14 protein-coding genes and 1 pseudogene are annotated in these 14,185 nt (G+C 35.8%); 7 read left to right on the top strand and 8 right to left on the bottom strand.

The annotated features are described in order from the left end of the window. The first annotated feature begins 7 nt into the window (after positions 1 to 7). Complete coding sequence (locus C406_RS0112800; RefSeq protein WP_017381034.1) at positions 8 to 280, top strand: DUF1292 domain-containing protein; 273 nt, start codon at positions 8 to 10, stop codon at positions 278 to 280. Positions 281 to 654: 374 nt separating this feature from the next. Here C406_RS0112800 and C406_RS0112795 read toward each other — a convergent pair whose 3' ends face one another. From C406_RS0112795 to C406_RS0112785, 3 genes are all read right to left on the bottom strand, one after another. Continuing rightward, positions 655 to 1,626, bottom strand: coding sequence for an NAD(P)/FAD-dependent oxidoreductase (locus tag C406_RS0112795; RefSeq protein WP_017381033.1), 972 nt, complete (start codon positions 1,624 to 1,626; stop codon positions 655 to 657). Between the two features lie 359 nt (positions 1,627 to 1,985). Continuing rightward, on the bottom strand, positions 1,986 to 2,381 hold the full coding sequence (locus C406_RS0112790; RefSeq protein WP_017381032.1) for a hypothetical protein: 396 nt from the start codon (positions 2,379 to 2,381) through the stop codon (positions 1,986 to 1,988). Positions 2,382 to 3,132: 751 nt separating this feature from the next. Next, the gene (locus C406_RS0112785; RefSeq protein WP_017381031.1) at positions 3,133 to 3,801 is read right to left on the bottom strand and encodes a peroxiredoxin; all 669 of its coding nucleotides are present in this window, start codon (positions 3,799 to 3,801) and stop codon (positions 3,133 to 3,135) included. A 330-nt stretch (positions 3,802 to 4,131) separates the two neighbouring features. Here C406_RS0112785 and C406_RS0112780 point away from each other — a divergent pair, with 330 nt between their 5' ends. Further along, the gene (locus C406_RS0112780) at positions 4,132 to 5,643 is read left to right on the top strand and encodes a multicopper oxidase family protein (protein WP_017381030.1); all 1,512 of its coding nucleotides are present in this window, start codon (positions 4,132 to 4,134) and stop codon (positions 5,641 to 5,643) included. Positions 5,644 to 5,941: 298 nt separating this feature from the next. On the opposite strand, the gene C406_RS21340 is transcribed toward C406_RS0112780, so the two are convergent. From C406_RS21340 to C406_RS20245, 4 genes and pseudogenes are all read right to left on the bottom strand, one after another. After that, on the bottom strand, positions 5,942 to 6,103 hold the full coding sequence (locus tag C406_RS21340; protein ID WP_337471558.1) for a four-helix bundle copper-binding protein: 162 nt from the start codon (positions 6,101 to 6,103) through the stop codon (positions 5,942 to 5,944). Positions 6,104 to 6,467: 364 nt separating this feature from the next. Beyond that, on the bottom strand, positions 6,468 to 7,148 hold the full coding sequence (locus C406_RS0112770; RefSeq protein WP_017381028.1) for a hypothetical protein: 681 nt from the start codon (positions 7,146 to 7,148) through the stop codon (positions 6,468 to 6,470). A 21-nt stretch (positions 7,149 to 7,169) separates the two neighbouring features. Then, entirely contained in the window at positions 7,170 to 8,597 is a 1,428-nt protein-coding gene (locus C406_RS0112765) for an MATE family efflux transporter (RefSeq protein WP_017381027.1), read from the bottom strand. A gap of 358 nt (positions 8,598 to 8,955) precedes the next feature. Next, a pseudogene (locus C406_RS20245) lies at positions 8,956 to 9,256 on the bottom strand (IS3 family transposase); the annotation flags it as partial. A gap of 109 nt (positions 9,257 to 9,365) precedes the next feature. Here C406_RS20245 and C406_RS0112760 point away from each other — a divergent pair. The 5 genes from C406_RS0112760 to C406_RS19930 all read left to right on the top strand — a co-directional run bounded on the left by C406_RS0112760 (position 9,366) and on the right by C406_RS19930 (position 13,728). Beyond that, positions 9,366 to 10,019 (top strand): ArsR/SmtB family transcription factor, encoded by a 654-nt coding sequence (locus tag C406_RS0112760; RefSeq protein WP_017381026.1) that lies wholly within the window; start codon positions 9,366 to 9,368, stop codon positions 10,017 to 10,019. 134 nt (positions 10,020 to 10,153) lie between these two features. Then, entirely contained in the window at positions 10,154 to 11,368 is a 1,215-nt protein-coding gene (locus C406_RS0112755; protein WP_017381025.1) for an MFS transporter, read from the top strand. Between the two features lie 274 nt (positions 11,369 to 11,642). After that, the gene (locus C406_RS0112750; RefSeq protein ID WP_017381024.1) at positions 11,643 to 12,950 is read left to right on the top strand and encodes an MFS transporter; all 1,308 of its coding nucleotides are present in this window, start codon (positions 11,643 to 11,645) and stop codon (positions 12,948 to 12,950) included. 116 nt (positions 12,951 to 13,066) lie between these two features. Further along, positions 13,067 to 13,336 (top strand): DUF695 domain-containing protein, encoded by a 270-nt coding sequence (locus C406_RS21410; protein ID WP_081503766.1) that lies wholly within the window; start codon positions 13,067 to 13,069, stop codon positions 13,334 to 13,336. A 125-nt stretch (positions 13,337 to 13,461) separates the two neighbouring features. Next, entirely contained in the window at positions 13,462 to 13,728 is a 267-nt protein-coding gene (locus C406_RS19930; RefSeq protein ID WP_192812606.1) for a ribonuclease E inhibitor RraB, read from the top strand. A gap of 146 nt (positions 13,729 to 13,874) precedes the next feature. On the opposite strand, the gene C406_RS0112740 is transcribed toward C406_RS19930, so the two are convergent. Next, positions 13,875 to 14,185 (bottom strand): IS3 family transposase (locus C406_RS0112740; RefSeq protein ID WP_017381022.1); only part of this gene is annotated, 311 nt, incomplete at its 5' end.

Raw genomic sequence — 14,185 nt, 5'->3', positions numbered from 1 at the left:
AAGTAATATGGAAAAAATAGAGGTTGGTAACATATTTACGTTGATTGATGATAAAGACGAGGAACAAGAAATTGAAGTACTTGGCTTGTTAAGCATCGATGAGATAGAATACGCTGCTGTCAGTTTCGCAGAAGAATCTCAAGAAGAATCGGAAGAAGACATTGATGTCTTCTTTTTAAGAGTTGAAGAAGATGAGGAATTATCTATTATCGAGAGTGACGAGGAATTTGAAAAGGTATCCTTGGCATTTCAAGAAGCACAAGAAGCACAAGAAGAGTAAAATGTTGATCTGAAATGATGCCGTTTTCCGTTGAAAAGAAAAATACTAAAAAGAGACCCTCAAAGTGTACGCTAATTTGAGGGTCTCTTTGTGAATTTAGTCTAATTCATTACCTGCAATGGTTAGAGGGGAGGGGAGAGAAGATCGTACACTTCAACAAAATTACCTACAGAAAAATAGAGTCGAGCCGTGGCAGTGCTCAACTCTATTTTTCTTTAGTTATGGTGCTACAGGTTGCGTTCTAAAGCGACTCTATATCTCAAATTAAAGATGAGTTAAATGTAGGAATAATATAAAATGAAATTATTAATTAACTCTGTATTTATCTTGGTTCATGTCCCGAAATTGCAGGGGTATTGCCTCATTTTTTAATCTCATTTTAAAAACTCACGGTGAATCGCTTCCCCAACATTAATTCCAGATAAAATAGCACTTTCAACTCGCGTTCGGCCGCTAGTGTCCTGCTCAGTCAAAAAACTGTCGCCCGCAAGGAAAATAGGTAAGTTTTCAAGCTGCATAAACGGCTTTTTATATACATGAGTTGCTTCTGCATAGCGCCAACGCTTAAGCTGTTGACCCACGATGAGTGATGTATCAATCACATCATGTGTTAGTGCGGCAAAGATTTGTTCAAGCACTGTTTCGTCTTGCTGCTCAAAATATTTCGCACTCCAGTCTCCAGTCATATAAACTGATAGAATAGGACAAGCAGAAATACCTTTTTGGTCATTAGCTATAATCTTATCAATTCCAGGTGGTAATCCTTCTGAAACGATACCATCTTTTTCAATCGATAGTGGTTTAATAAGAGTGAGTAGGGCGACAAAGCATGGTTTAAAGCTTGAAGCAGAGAGCGTTTCTTTCAATTGATTAGATAAGATGAGTGGAGATTCTTGAAGCAATTGAAGCGCTTGTGGAACTGGAGCTGTAATCACAACAGCGTCGCTGAAATAGGCATTGCCATTTTGAGTCGTGATGGTTACCCCTAGTTCACTTGACTTCACTTGAAGAACTTGTTCTTCAAGCTTAATATTCAAGCCCTTAGCAAGATTTTTGACAAAAGAATTCATTCCATCTGTTCCCGAATATCTTGGAAAGTCATCTCCAAACCAGCGTTTGATCAATTTTTGCTCTAGCCATTCGTTCGTCAATGTTTGTAATTGTGGAGAGCGCACAGTGAAGAACTGAGCTCCGTGATCAGCACGTCCATTTCCGATTCTTCTAGTAGCCATGCGTCCACCGGTACTTCGACTTTTTTCTATAATCGTAGGATTGTGGCCTAGTTCAAAAAGTGTTCTAGCAGCAAAGATACCACTAAGACCTCCACCTATAATTGAAATATTCATAGTATGTAAATCTCCTCTCGTTAACCTATGTTCCTATTTTAAACTTTTTTTAATCGTTGAACACTTTCTGGCTCTAAAAAAGTCGATAAAGTTAATAATCGATACCTAAAACAGTGTGAAAAACGCTATGTAATGGATTAGTAGTTTATTATATTTATTCCTTTTTATCTTAGTGTGGTTGTAGGGGAACGACGGACGCAGTCACACTAAAGGATTGCTTACATAAAAAGAGGACGATCGGGGGCTTTTGCCGCGCTCGTCCTCTTTTTCCTTTAGGTTAGGTAATGGCGCTAAGAGTTGCGTATAAAAATAACCCGGAATTCTGTTCGATAAGTTTAAAAGGTCGATCTTGATACACATTACATTTCATCTTCTATATCAGTGTAATATTGCTTGTCCATGCTCCTTTTTACAAAACTTATTAATGACGCTAAAATGAATCCTATGATACCAATAACATATGATAATGTAATTTCTCCACCAGTAATGCTAACTAAATATTGAAATAATTGAAAACCTACAACTCCCCAAGCTACTGAAAATATGACAATAAGCAAATGATTAAGACGAGTATAAAATAGAATCATTGAAATAATAAAAGTAACAACAAACGTTGCAATTACATTTAAGTTAAATTTCTCAACACCAATCCATGTGATAAAACCACATAATATTAATAATAGTTCAAATGTATTACAATTGGAAAACCTTTTACTCTCTTGATAACTACCTTTTTTAAATCCCATTGAGCTCATTATTCTCCTCCTTTTTTACTGCTTCCTATTATCTATGTTAATAGGTCTTCTATTATTCCTTTTATACAATATAGAACTAGCGACTTATCTATCGATTTAAAATTAAGTTAGTAATACTGATAGTGACTGAACTTGTATCTTCATTTAAGTAATCGGTCGATATGAATCGGAAGATAGTAGGGAAGCGATGGACGTAGGATTGGAGTGAGAAAAAGAGGAAGAGCAAGGGCTAAATGGAACAATTAAGTTTCAAATGAAATCAGGTATATGCTCCACGATGTCAGAACCTTAACCTGGAAATTAGAAAAAGTCGAAATATTTGAGAGATTTCGACTTTTATTATTGTCTTCCCGTGAAAGATTGACTATTTTTCATGTCTATCTAAGAGAAATTCAAATTTCTTTCACTGCGATGCCATCATTGAGGTTAATCTTCAGCTTATACGAACCAATATTGACGCCTTTTGTACTCAAGTTTAAAAAATACTGGTAATCTGTTGAATCATATCTGAATTTATTTCCAGTAGATGCTAAGCATATGTCATCAATATAACTATATACTACTCATCATTAATATTTTTTTATGATACGCATTATAACTATTCCATTTCATAATAAAATAATCCTGCCTTTTAATCTTAAGGCTAGTATAGTGATTATGGATATAACTAAAGTTATAGCTTACAAAAATTTCTCTTTCTTTTTATCGGAGAATTTACCGTATTACAGTTATTCCAATCATTCCAAAATCTCTATTTTTCTAGTGATTTATAACAGAACCACCAATCCAAACATTGAATATCGCCTTGTTTCGCTTCCTCTAAACGCTTCTCTACAGCCATCACATTTCGTGGGGGTGGAATGATGACTTTATCACCTAAGTAAGCGTTTTGTGGCCAGTCTACTGGAGTAGCCACTTTAAATTCTGCAGCAACTTGCAATGCACGAACAACTCTCAATATTTCTTCGATGTTTCTACCTACCACAGGAGGGTAATTCATCATTAATTGGATAGTCCCTTGAGGATCTATGATATAGACTGTTCTAACAGTTGAAGACCCTAGCTCTGGTGATATCATACCTAATCTCAGAGCCACTTTCCCAAGCTGATCTGCAATGATTGGGAAAGTAATCAAGACATTAAAATTATCCCTAATCCATTCAATCCATTTCATGTGAGCAAAAACATCATCTAATGATAATCCAATCAATTCCGTGTTCAACGCTGTAAATTCTTCACTTCTTCTTTGAAACTCTACAAATTCCGTTGTGCATACAGGCGTAAAGTCTCCTGGATGTGAAAACAACACAAACCATTTTCCTGCGTAATCACCAGGTAACATCTTTTTACCTAACGTAGTTTCGACCTCTACAGTAGGGAATTTTCCCCCTAAAAGAGGTGCACAATCTTGCTCCTTCATACTCAATATTTCCTCCTCGTATGTGAACAGATTCTTAAATATGTATATGCACGCAAGTATCCTTAGGTGAAAGACAAAAATTTTACGAATCAAATCGAAAAGTTCAGAGAAAACACTTAACAAACTAGGAGCAAACTGATGATATTTGTATGAAAAGATTTTTTTCTTCTATTATAACTAAAAATGTGAGGTGTTCTATAAGGTTGAGGGAAGTTAATCCTATAAATTGTGGAGATTCATAAAAATAAAAGTCTCTATCAAATTATCTGCACTAATTCTCCATACTTTGGGTGTAGTCTTTAGTTAGTAATTAAATGGAGGTGTGTAACTATGATAAAAAGATTAATCCAGTTCATTAGCATTGCCTTATTCATTTTAATACTTGGTGCATGTTCAAATTCAATGAATGGCATGAATTATAATAATATGAATATGGATGAGGAACGAGAAGTAACATCTGAAGATACAACGACTAAGGGATTGCAACAAACCGTCTCCACAGAAAAAATAGAATTAAATGAATTCACCCTAGTTGCACAAGAACGTAAACACACATTAACAGAAGGAATAGATATACAGGCATGGACTTTCAATGGTTCGGTTCCAGGTCCAGAGATTAGAGTTCAAGAAGGGGAAGAAGTCAAAATAATCCTTAAAAATGAATTGAAAGATCCTGTTACAATTCATTGGCACGGTATTCCTGTTCCAAATAATATGGATGGAATACCTGGAGTAACAATGAATGCAGTACAACCTGGGGATAGTTTTATATATGAGTTTAAGACTACTGTTCCAGGAACATATTGGTACCATTCCCATCAAGATGGAGTTAATCAATTAGACAAAGGACTTTATGGTTCATTTATTATTGAGGGTAAAAATGACGAGGAAGTCGATAAAGACTACACACTAGTATTAGATGAGTGGATGAGTGACACTGACTCCGATCGTTTTAGAATGGGACATGACATGGGTAACATGTATGATATATTTACTGTAAATGGAAAAAACGGAAAAGATGTTCTTCCTTTACTTGTAAATGAAGGTGATAAAGTGAGACTACGTCTAGTTAACGCTGGTTTTATGTCCCACAAGATTCACTTACACGGTCATGAATTTAAAGTAACCGGTACAGATGGTCAAGAAATTAATGATCCAGAATTAATAAAAGATCAATTAATATCAATAGCACCGGGTGAACGGTATGACATTGAATTCACCACAGATAACCTGGGTGAATGGCTTCTAGAGTCTCATGGTGATATGGAAGGTACTGATGGAATGAAAGTGCCTATCAAATATGAGAGCTTTGATGGAGCTTCAACAGACAAATCAAATCAACAGGAAAAACTGAAACTATTCGATTTGACATCTTATGGCAAGGAGGGAAGCGGGGGATTTACATTAGATCAAGAATATGACTTGTCTTATACGATGGACCTGAATACGGGGATGTCTTCACGCGGTATGGTATACACCATCAATGACAAGACTTTCCCCAAAACAGAAAACATTAAAGTAAATGAAGGGGATCTCGTAAAAGTGAAACTAGAGAACAACTCAACGATAGATGATCACCCGATGCATTTACATGGACACTTCTTTCAAGTACTAAGTAAAAATGGAAAACCAGTCCAAGGGTCACCGATTATTAAAGATACATTGAATTTGAAACCTGGGGATGAATATGTTGTAGCTTTTAAAGCAGACAACCCTGGTAACTGGTTGTTCCACTGTCATGATTTACATCACGCGAGTGCAGGAATGGTAACGCAAGTAACTTACGATGGATTTAAGCCGCAGTTCACCCCTAATCCTAATGCCAATAACCAGCCAGAATAGTCGCATTTGTTAATGAAATAGCCTTTACTATTCAAACAATAATGACAAATAGGGTTAATTGTCTCAGATGTTCGAGAAATCTTTGTGTTATATTTGAGCTCACTTTTATAAATTAATTTTACCTAAAGGGCAAGTCTAAAGCTTTAATAGGGGGATCTTTAAGATGAAAACCACTATGCATTATAAATGCATAGTGGTTTTTATGTTTTGGTACTTATATGTCCAATAACTTCGTATGAATTTGGGTTTCTTCTATTAAGAAGAAATCTTAAATCCAATTATTAAATACTGATTTATTCTAAGATGCCATTTTTCTGCATATTTCAGCACATGAACGGCAAATCTTAGCACATTCTTGGCAATGATCATCTTTGAATTTTTCGCATTCAACAGCACACGCTTCGCAAATTGATGCACAAAGTGCGCAAAGTGCTTTTGAATTTGCACTGTTTCTAGCCATATACCCTGCTGCTTCAAAGCAAATGTCAGCACAGTCGTGTAAGTGTTGCAAACATGCAATTCTTGCTTGAACATCTGGTTCCTGCAAGCAGGCCGTATTGCATTCTTCACATGCACGGGCACAGCGCAAACATTCTTCGATGCATTGATCCATCGTTGTTGGAGTAGTTGAAAGAATCCCCATTTAATCCATCTCCTTATAAATTTTTTTGTACTAACATATTGTTTCCAACCAATCCATTTTTTATTCTTCTCAATTGTTCTACCACGGAGAGTGCTCCAAAACTTTAAATAGTATTTTAAAAATAGTCGATTGGAGGATTATATGATTTTTTGTAATTTACTTAATAGTGAAATTATTACTGTTAAAATACTTTGATTACAAACGGATAGACTGTGACTGCTCCATCAAATTTAAATTCAGCCCATAATTTATATAATCCCGGCTTATCAAATTGTGTTTGAAACAATGTACTCTCATCTGAAATGGGGTGAACATGAATAAATTTTTCTACTTTTTCATCAATAATTACCACATGACCTAATGCTCCTAAGTAAGGTTCAGCTATAGCGTTTTTGATGTTAAAATTAAGTTTAATATCCTTTCCAGTCTCAAATGAATCATGCTGGAATTCAACTATTACCCCGTTAATCTCTTTTCTCCCTTGTTCATCTATATTTAAACCAGTACTCATGTTATGACGAGTATCAATGTTATCACCTGTTGGCACCGAAATCCCTTTAATAGTGTAATTTTTCCTTTTAGGTTTAATGTCCACAAAAGCCTTATATGAGTGACCTGTTAATTCAATATCGATTTCGAATGCTTGATTATTCTTTTGAACAGGGTGTAGGTGGAAATATTCATTTAAATCTTCACTTACAATAATAAGGTGTAGTAGTTTCTCATGATTAAGCTCTAATTCCGGTCCATTTCTCTCATCATCTTCTAAATACAATTTAATGACATTATTTTGATAAGAAATAGTTACCTGAATTTCATTTTCCACTGTTGTATCTAGATGATTTTTATGATGTTGTTCCATCACACATTCCTCCAATTTTATTTAATAGTTATTAACGCATCCGGACATAGTTTCTTTTGACGTCTGAGGATGACATTCATCTTCTGCATCCTTTTTAACAGAAATCCATTTCCCACGTGTGAACTGTATAGTTAAGACCACGGCTCTAAAAGCAATATCTATCCCAATTGCTATCCACACACCGAGAAGTCCCCATCCAAGTTGTATTCCTAGTACATATACAAGTAATGTTCGAATCATCCACATGCCGACTGCTGTCAGATACATGGGGAACTTAGTATTATTTGCTCCTTGAAATGCGCCAGTAAGAATAAGTAGTAAAGCGAGGAATGGTTGGAAGACACCTGATACTTTTAAGGAGGTTCCTATATTTTCAATTACCTCAGCATCATTTGTAAATATGCTGCCTGCCCAGTCTCCTAGAGTAAAAAGCAGTACGCCTATAATAGTCATTAAACCAATACCGATCGCTGTACAAAGAACTGCATATTTCTTTGCTTCACCTATGTTTCCGGCACCAATTTGCTGTCCAACAAGAATGGTTGCTGCGGTCGCAAAACCGTAGCCAATCATATAGGAGAACACCTCCACGTTACCAGCGATTTGATGAGCTGCAAAAACATTTGTACCAAGTGCGACAACGAATCCAAAGTAAACGATTTGTCCAAGCCTCATGACTAGCCTTTCACCAGCAGCAGGGCCACCGAGAGTTACTAATTCCAGTATGTGTTGTTTATCTGGTTTCCAATAATCCTTCCTAAAAGCAAGAACAGGAGAGCGCTTTATATAAGAATAGAGAGCGAGGCTACCAATAATTCTTGAAACAACAGTTGCTATTGCGGCTCCCGTAATGCCCATTTCTGGAATTATCCAGAATCCGAAAATTAAAATATAGTCCAACACACCATTAACTATGTTAATTAAAATACTGGCTTTCATTGGAGCACGTGTATTACCAGCTCCTCTTAAGACCGCACTTAGTACAAACATTAATGACATAAATACAGAGGGAATTGCTACGATTTTAAAGTAAATAACCCCTGCCTCTAGCACATTATCTTCGATTCCCATAAACTTTAATAATGGTTCTGCAAAGAACATAGTCATAATTCCAGTCAATATGCCAAACAAAATAGCCAATATAACCGATTGTTGTGCAATATGTCGGGCTTTTTCTGGCTGTTTCGCTCCAATAAAATTTGCAATCCGTACATTAGCTGCAACGCCAATTGCCATAAACAAAGCAAAATAAATGGCTAGCAAAGCATTAGTGACACCAACTGCTGAAACTTCAGCAAGACCAATTTTCGATACAAAGTAAGTATCAACAAAACCGAGAATCGTCTGAAAAAAATTTTCTATCACTGCTGGCATTGCCAGCACTAAAATAATCTTAATTTTATCCTTTGTGTTTTCTGAATTTGGTATGGTTACATCATTATTTTTCACGATAATCCCCCCAAGATTGTTAGTGTTCCCGTTAATAAATTCCTTAATCTTTAGTGAGATCATTTATATATTTAAGAAGAAAGTATTTTTCATAGGATTCACTCAATTTTGAAAAGAATAGGTCGAAAGACGCCTTAAATAGCAAATACTATTCGGTAGAAATCGAAATGGAGTTTGATTTGGTAAAGTGTAATTACTAAATAAGGGAAGAAAAAGACACCTATACTATGGATCTTCATCATTTCTCTTAACGGTTCTCAATTTACATAGTTAATTGTAGAGAGTTGTTTTTTCTGTAAACGAAAAAGAGATTATGCATTTTAAAATGGACTTTGTAAAGGACATTTTGATAAAAACTCTAGGCAACTTGAAGAAGATGTTGTCTGTATTTTGCAGGTGGCATCTTTTTTAAATTCCATTGCCCACGATAATGATTGTAATACGTCATATAACTTTTCACTTCTAGTCGTATTTCTTCCAGGGTCTTACAATTCCTTTAATTCCGTTTCTTCTTTAAAATGACCAAAGAATGAATCTTGTAGCGTGTTATTCCAACAGTTACAACGACGTGACATCGATTAGCCTAACTTCATTTTCTTCACAAGTTTCTGGTAGGTTGAATTTGTATAATGATAGCCTTGATCCAAATAAGAGTAGGAATGAGGAAGGAAAGGAGTACTTTTATAGGTAATTGTAATAAATTGTTTACAAATTAAATTAATTAATATACTATTAAACCAATTAGTTGAATAGAATGGTTGTGAATTTATGAAGCATAGGGAGTTCAAAGATTTTATTTATAGTCATTTCACTAAAGTAAGTAAGGCTTTTTCAAGTCCGAAAAGGTTTGAATTATTGGATTTATTATCACAAAGTCCAAAAACAGTTGAAGTTTTGGCAAAGGAAACCACTATGAGTGTAGCCAATACTTCTAAGCATCTTCAATCCTTATTGGAATCAAAATTGGTTACATTTAAAAAAGAAAAAAATTACGTGATTTATGAATTAGCGGATGAAAGTATTGATAGTATCTTATCGAGTATTAAGGTACTTACGGAGAAGCAGATGATTGAAGTTAAACATACACGAGTTGATTACATTTCAAAAGCTTCTGAAATAGAAGCAATATCTATTGAAGATCTTTCTTCATATTTAGAACAAAATAATTCACAACTGATTGATGTGCGACCAAAAAGAGAATATGAAGCAGAGCATATACCTAGGTCAAAATCTATTCCAATTACTGAATTGAAAGCAATGTTCGCGTCACTTCCAAAAGATAAAACAATCATCGCTTACTGTAGAGGACCATATTGTATATATGCTACTGAAGCTACAGAATTTTTAAAAGAGCAAGGCTATACAGCTTATTTATTAGAAGCAGGCGTTCATGAGTGGAAGCAATTAAATCAACTTAATTAAATTTTTAATCTATGTTTAACGATGTTCTTCATAGATCTTATGATTTTATTAAAAGGAAAAAGATTAATCAAGGTCATTAAAGGGGAAAATAACCTAATATTATTAAGGCTTTTCTTTACAACGGAGGAATAAATATGGATACTGTGAAATTAGGAATAAAAAATAATATTGTCCTATTTTCGTTATTAATCATTATCAATCTATTCGTAGGATTTATGGTTGGATTGGAGAGAACCATTCTTCCTATTATTGGTGAAGAACATTTTGGTTTGACATCTGTAAGCGCTGCTCTGTCTTTTATTATTAGTTTTGGTTTTTCAAAAGCAATAGTAAATTATTTTGCTGGACAAATTGCTGATAAAATTGGCCGGAAACGAGTCTTACTACTAGGTTGGGGTATCGGTTTGTTTGTCCCAATACTTGTAATCTTTGCACATGCATGGTGGGTTATTGTCTTTGCTAATGTATTACTAGGTATTAACCAAGGTTTGACTTGGTCCATGACGTTAAATATGAAAATTGACTTAGCCAAAAGTAACCAAAGAGGTTTCGCTGTAGGATTAAATGAGTTTGCTGGTTATGTAGGGGTTGCCTTAATGGCTGTGATTTCAGGTTATATTGCTTCAACCTATTCCTTGAGACCAGAACCATTTTACTTGGGAATTGTTATTGTAATAATTGGATTTTTATTATCTTTATTTGTTAAAGACACGAATAAGCACTTACAAATAGAGGCACAAAAAAAGAAAAAGTCTGATGTTATTAGTTCAAGAGAAGTATTTAAAAGGACTACTTGGACGGATAAAAACTTATCTAGTATTAGTTTTGCAGGCCTTTCAACAAATTTAAAGGATGGAATGTCGTGGGGTCTATTTCCATTCTTTTTCATATCTGCAGGATTAACATTCAATCAAATAGGTGTTATTGTAGCTATTTATCCAGCTGCATGGGGGTTTTTTCAACTATTTACTGGTGCGTTAAGCGACCGTATTGGCCGGAAGTGGTTAATAGCTAGCGGGATGTGGGTTCAAGCTTTTTCCCTTTGGTGGATATTATTTGTTGATATCTATGCCTTATGGATTGTGGGAGCACTAATGCTAGGAATTGGGACAGCCATGGTTTACCCAACTTTTGCAGCAGCAATAAGTGATGTCGCCCATCCAGAGTGGAGAGCTTCATCAATGGGAGTATTTAGATTTTGGAGAGACAGTGGCTATGCATTTGGCGCATTGTTAGCAGGCGTATTAGCCGATATGCTTAATATTAGTTGGGCGATTGGATTAGTAGCGATTTTACCTTTACTAGCAGGCGTTGTGATTGCAACTCGAATGAAAGAAACGCTAGAATAAATTCTATAAAAATATAATTTAAACGATGGTAACATGTACCAAATTGGAAGAATTTCATGTAATAGAGAATATAAAGCGGAATTTTCACACCCTGCAGGGTATATTGATTGACTTGTAGAATGGGGAACTTAAAATGAAATAGTAGTTATGCACTCCTTTGTATACATTGAAAATCATGAAAATATTTTGGGATTTTGTATTAGTTAGGAGGATATAATGATCACAGTAATTACTGAATATATAAAAACATATCCTTGGAGAAGAGGTCTGAGTAGTGTCGCAGAAACCTGATAATCCAGTCGTAAATAAAAGTCAACCAGACTGGGTGAAGAGTTACGTTGATTCTCCAGAAAAGCAACAAAAGCTATATCGACGGACGTTATTAATTGTTGTCATTTCACAAATTTTTGGAGGAGCAGGACTTGCAGCAGGTATAACTGTTGGGGCACTTCTCGCTCGGGATATGCTAGGAACTGATAGTTTTGCAGGAGTTCCCGTTGCACTGTTTACTCTTGGTTCTGCTGGGGCTGCGCTAATTATAGGGCGACTATCTCAACGTTTTGGACGTCGTTCAGGACTCGCGACAGGATTCTTGGCTGGCGGTATTGGCGCAATCGGAGTAGTGATAGCAGCATTAACCAATAATATTTTCCTGCTTTTTGCTTCACTGCTAATCTATGGTTCCGGAACTGCAACAAACTTACAAGCGCGCTATGCAGGGACTGACTTAGCAAGTTCTAAGCAGCGAGGAACTGCCATTAGTATAGCAATGGTATCAACCACATTCGGTGCTTTTGCGGGTCCAAACTTGGTTGGTGTAATGGGCCGCTTTGCTACGTCAATCGGTGTTCCTTCTTTAGCTGGTCCGTTCATTTTAGCGGCCGCAGCCTACATTATTGCCGGATTGGTCTTGTTAGTCTTACTTCGTCCAGACCCTCTTACGGTTGCACAAGCCATTGCAGATGAGCAGAAAACAAGTGATATTAATCTTCTTAATGCGGATTCTAAAACACTTGAAATCAACAAACGAGGAATCATTTTAGGAGCCTCGGTAATGGTCATTACTCAAATAGTCATGGTTGCCATTATGACTATGACACCCGTACATATGCTAAATCACGGACATGATTTGAGTGATATAGGGTTGGTTATCGGCATCCATGTCGCAGCTATGTATCTCCCATCCCTTGTGACAGGAGTTCTTGTTGACAAGCTTGGCCGAATTGTCATGGCAATAGCTGCAGGTGCCACTTTAATGGCTGCAGGATTGGTAGCTGCTTTTGCACCTGCCGATTCCATGCTGATGCTTATCATTGCTCTAGCTCTGCTTGGACTTGGCTGGAACTTTGGTTTGATTAGTGGTACAGCGCTTATCGTGGATACAACTCATCCATCCACCCGTGCAAAGACACAGGGATCTGTAGATGTTTTGGTAGCCTTGGCTGGTGTATCTGGAGGGGGACTTTCAGGTATAGTGGTAGCACTAACAAGTTACGCAACCCTCTCACTTACTGGTGGCTTCCTATCGTTGTTGCTGATTCCAGTCGTTATTTGGTCTAGGAATAGAAAAAATAAAAAATGAATATGCAAATGCTTCAATTGTGTTTAAAGTTTAAATAGCTATCCTTGAAATCAATAGATTTCTAGGATAGCTATTTTATTGTTATTAAATCTGTATAGTCTTAATAATTTTATTCCATTTTTCAAAAGAGAAAGCATGATAAATATAATTTTTCCCAAGTAATTAACACGGAACAATATAAGCATTCGTTTCCAGTCAGATTTGGGTTAAAGTCGCCAAATGAAAATGGGTTTCATGTCGGTGCAGAAGCAGATGAATTGAACGAAATAGAAGAAGCTTTTAAAGAGTCTGCAGAACTCAAAAAATATATAAATATAGGAAGAATTACTACTGTTGGTATCAGAGATATTATTTTTTTTCGACTCAGGAGAAAGAGGAAGGTCTGACTATAGAAGCTAATGCTTACTATCAATCATTAGGATATGAAGTGGAAGTTTTTAAAATTGAGGAAGAAACAAATTGGGAAATTCTATTTCGAATTTATTTATCCACTTATTACCATATAAAGTATATGGGCAACCACAGTGTATTAGAATCCTTGGTAGAGTCGGGTGATAAGTTAAAAATTCCGCGAAAGGTAGAGCATATTGTTTTGTTTCAAAATGAAAAAATGATGAAGTTCTTCACTATAGCCGTTAAAAAAGATGGGTTCACGATAGAAGAAGAATCATCTGAAAAGGATGAAGGCGATTATGTTATTTGCATATCCAGGATAGACTCTGTTGATTACCTTGCAATTGATGAATTTACGGATTTACTAAATTGCAGAGAAGTTTGAGGAAGAGTATGACGGTGGGGAAACGATGGTTATTGAAGGGTATAGGTATGGAGTAAGTAACTAGTGTAGCATTCAAATAAAATAGGCATAACACAACATACAAAAAGGACCCCCAAGGTAGTGACCCCTAAAAGTTAGAGTTTTATTTATGCAGCTGACTGGTTGGCATGAGTTCGGTATTTTACTGGACTCATGCCGGCCAGTTTTTGTTTAATCCGTTCATGGTTATAGTAATGGATATAACCTTCAATTTTCTTCTTCAATTCTTCATACGACATTAATTCTTCACCGTAATACATTTCTTGCTTTAGTAAGCCAAAGAAGTTTTCCATCGTCGCATTGTCTGCACACGTTGCTTTTCGAGACATGCTTTGAAAAATTTTGTTCGTTTTTAATGTTTTCACCCATTTACTATGCTGGTAATGCCAGCCTTGAATGTTGGTCTTTTCGAAATCCC

Origin of the sequence: Paenisporosarcina sp. TG-14, assembly GCF_000297555.1 — a bacterium.
GTDB lineage: Bacteria > Bacillota > Bacilli > Bacillales_A > Planococcaceae > Paenisporosarcina > Paenisporosarcina antarctica.
This window is presented reverse-complemented; position numbering and strand designations above follow the sequence as displayed.

What these genes read in the sequence shown, in the direction of transcription:
- C406_RS0112780 (WP_017381030.1), top strand. Translation starts at nt 4,132, where the DNA reads ATGATAAAAAGATTAATCCAGTTCATTAGCATTGCCTTATTCATTTTA.
- C406_RS0112800 (WP_017381034.1), top strand. Translation starts at nt 8, where the DNA reads ATGGAAAAAATAGAGGTTGGTAACATATTTACGTTGATTGATGATAAA.
- C406_RS19930 (WP_192812606.1), top strand. Translation starts at nt 13,462, where the DNA reads ATGGGCAACCACAGTGTATTAGAATCCTTGGTAGAGTCGGGTGATAAG.
- C406_RS0112795 (WP_017381033.1), bottom strand. Translation starts at nt 1,626, where the DNA reads ATGAATATTTCAATTATAGGTGGAGGTCTTAGTGGTATCTTTGCTGCT.
- C406_RS0112790 (WP_017381032.1), bottom strand. Translation starts at nt 2,381, where the DNA reads ATGAGCTCAATGGGATTTAAAAAAGGTAGTTATCAAGAGAGTAAAAGG.
- C406_RS0112760 (WP_017381026.1), top strand. Translation starts at nt 9,366, where the DNA reads ATGAAGCATAGGGAGTTCAAAGATTTTATTTATAGTCATTTCACTAAA.
- C406_RS0112770 (WP_017381028.1), bottom strand. Translation starts at nt 7,148, where the DNA reads ATGGAACAACATCATAAAAATCATCTAGATACAACAGTGGAAAATGAA.
- C406_RS0112785 (WP_017381031.1), bottom strand. Translation starts at nt 3,801, where the DNA reads ATGAAGGAGCAAGATTGTGCACCTCTTTTAGGGGGAAAATTCCCTACT.
- C406_RS21340 (WP_337471558.1), bottom strand. Translation starts at nt 6,103, where the DNA reads ATGGCTAGAAACAGTGCAAATTCAAAAGCACTTTGCGCACTTTGTGCA.
- C406_RS0112755 (WP_017381025.1), top strand. Translation starts at nt 10,154, where the DNA reads ATGGATACTGTGAAATTAGGAATAAAAAATAATATTGTCCTATTTTCG.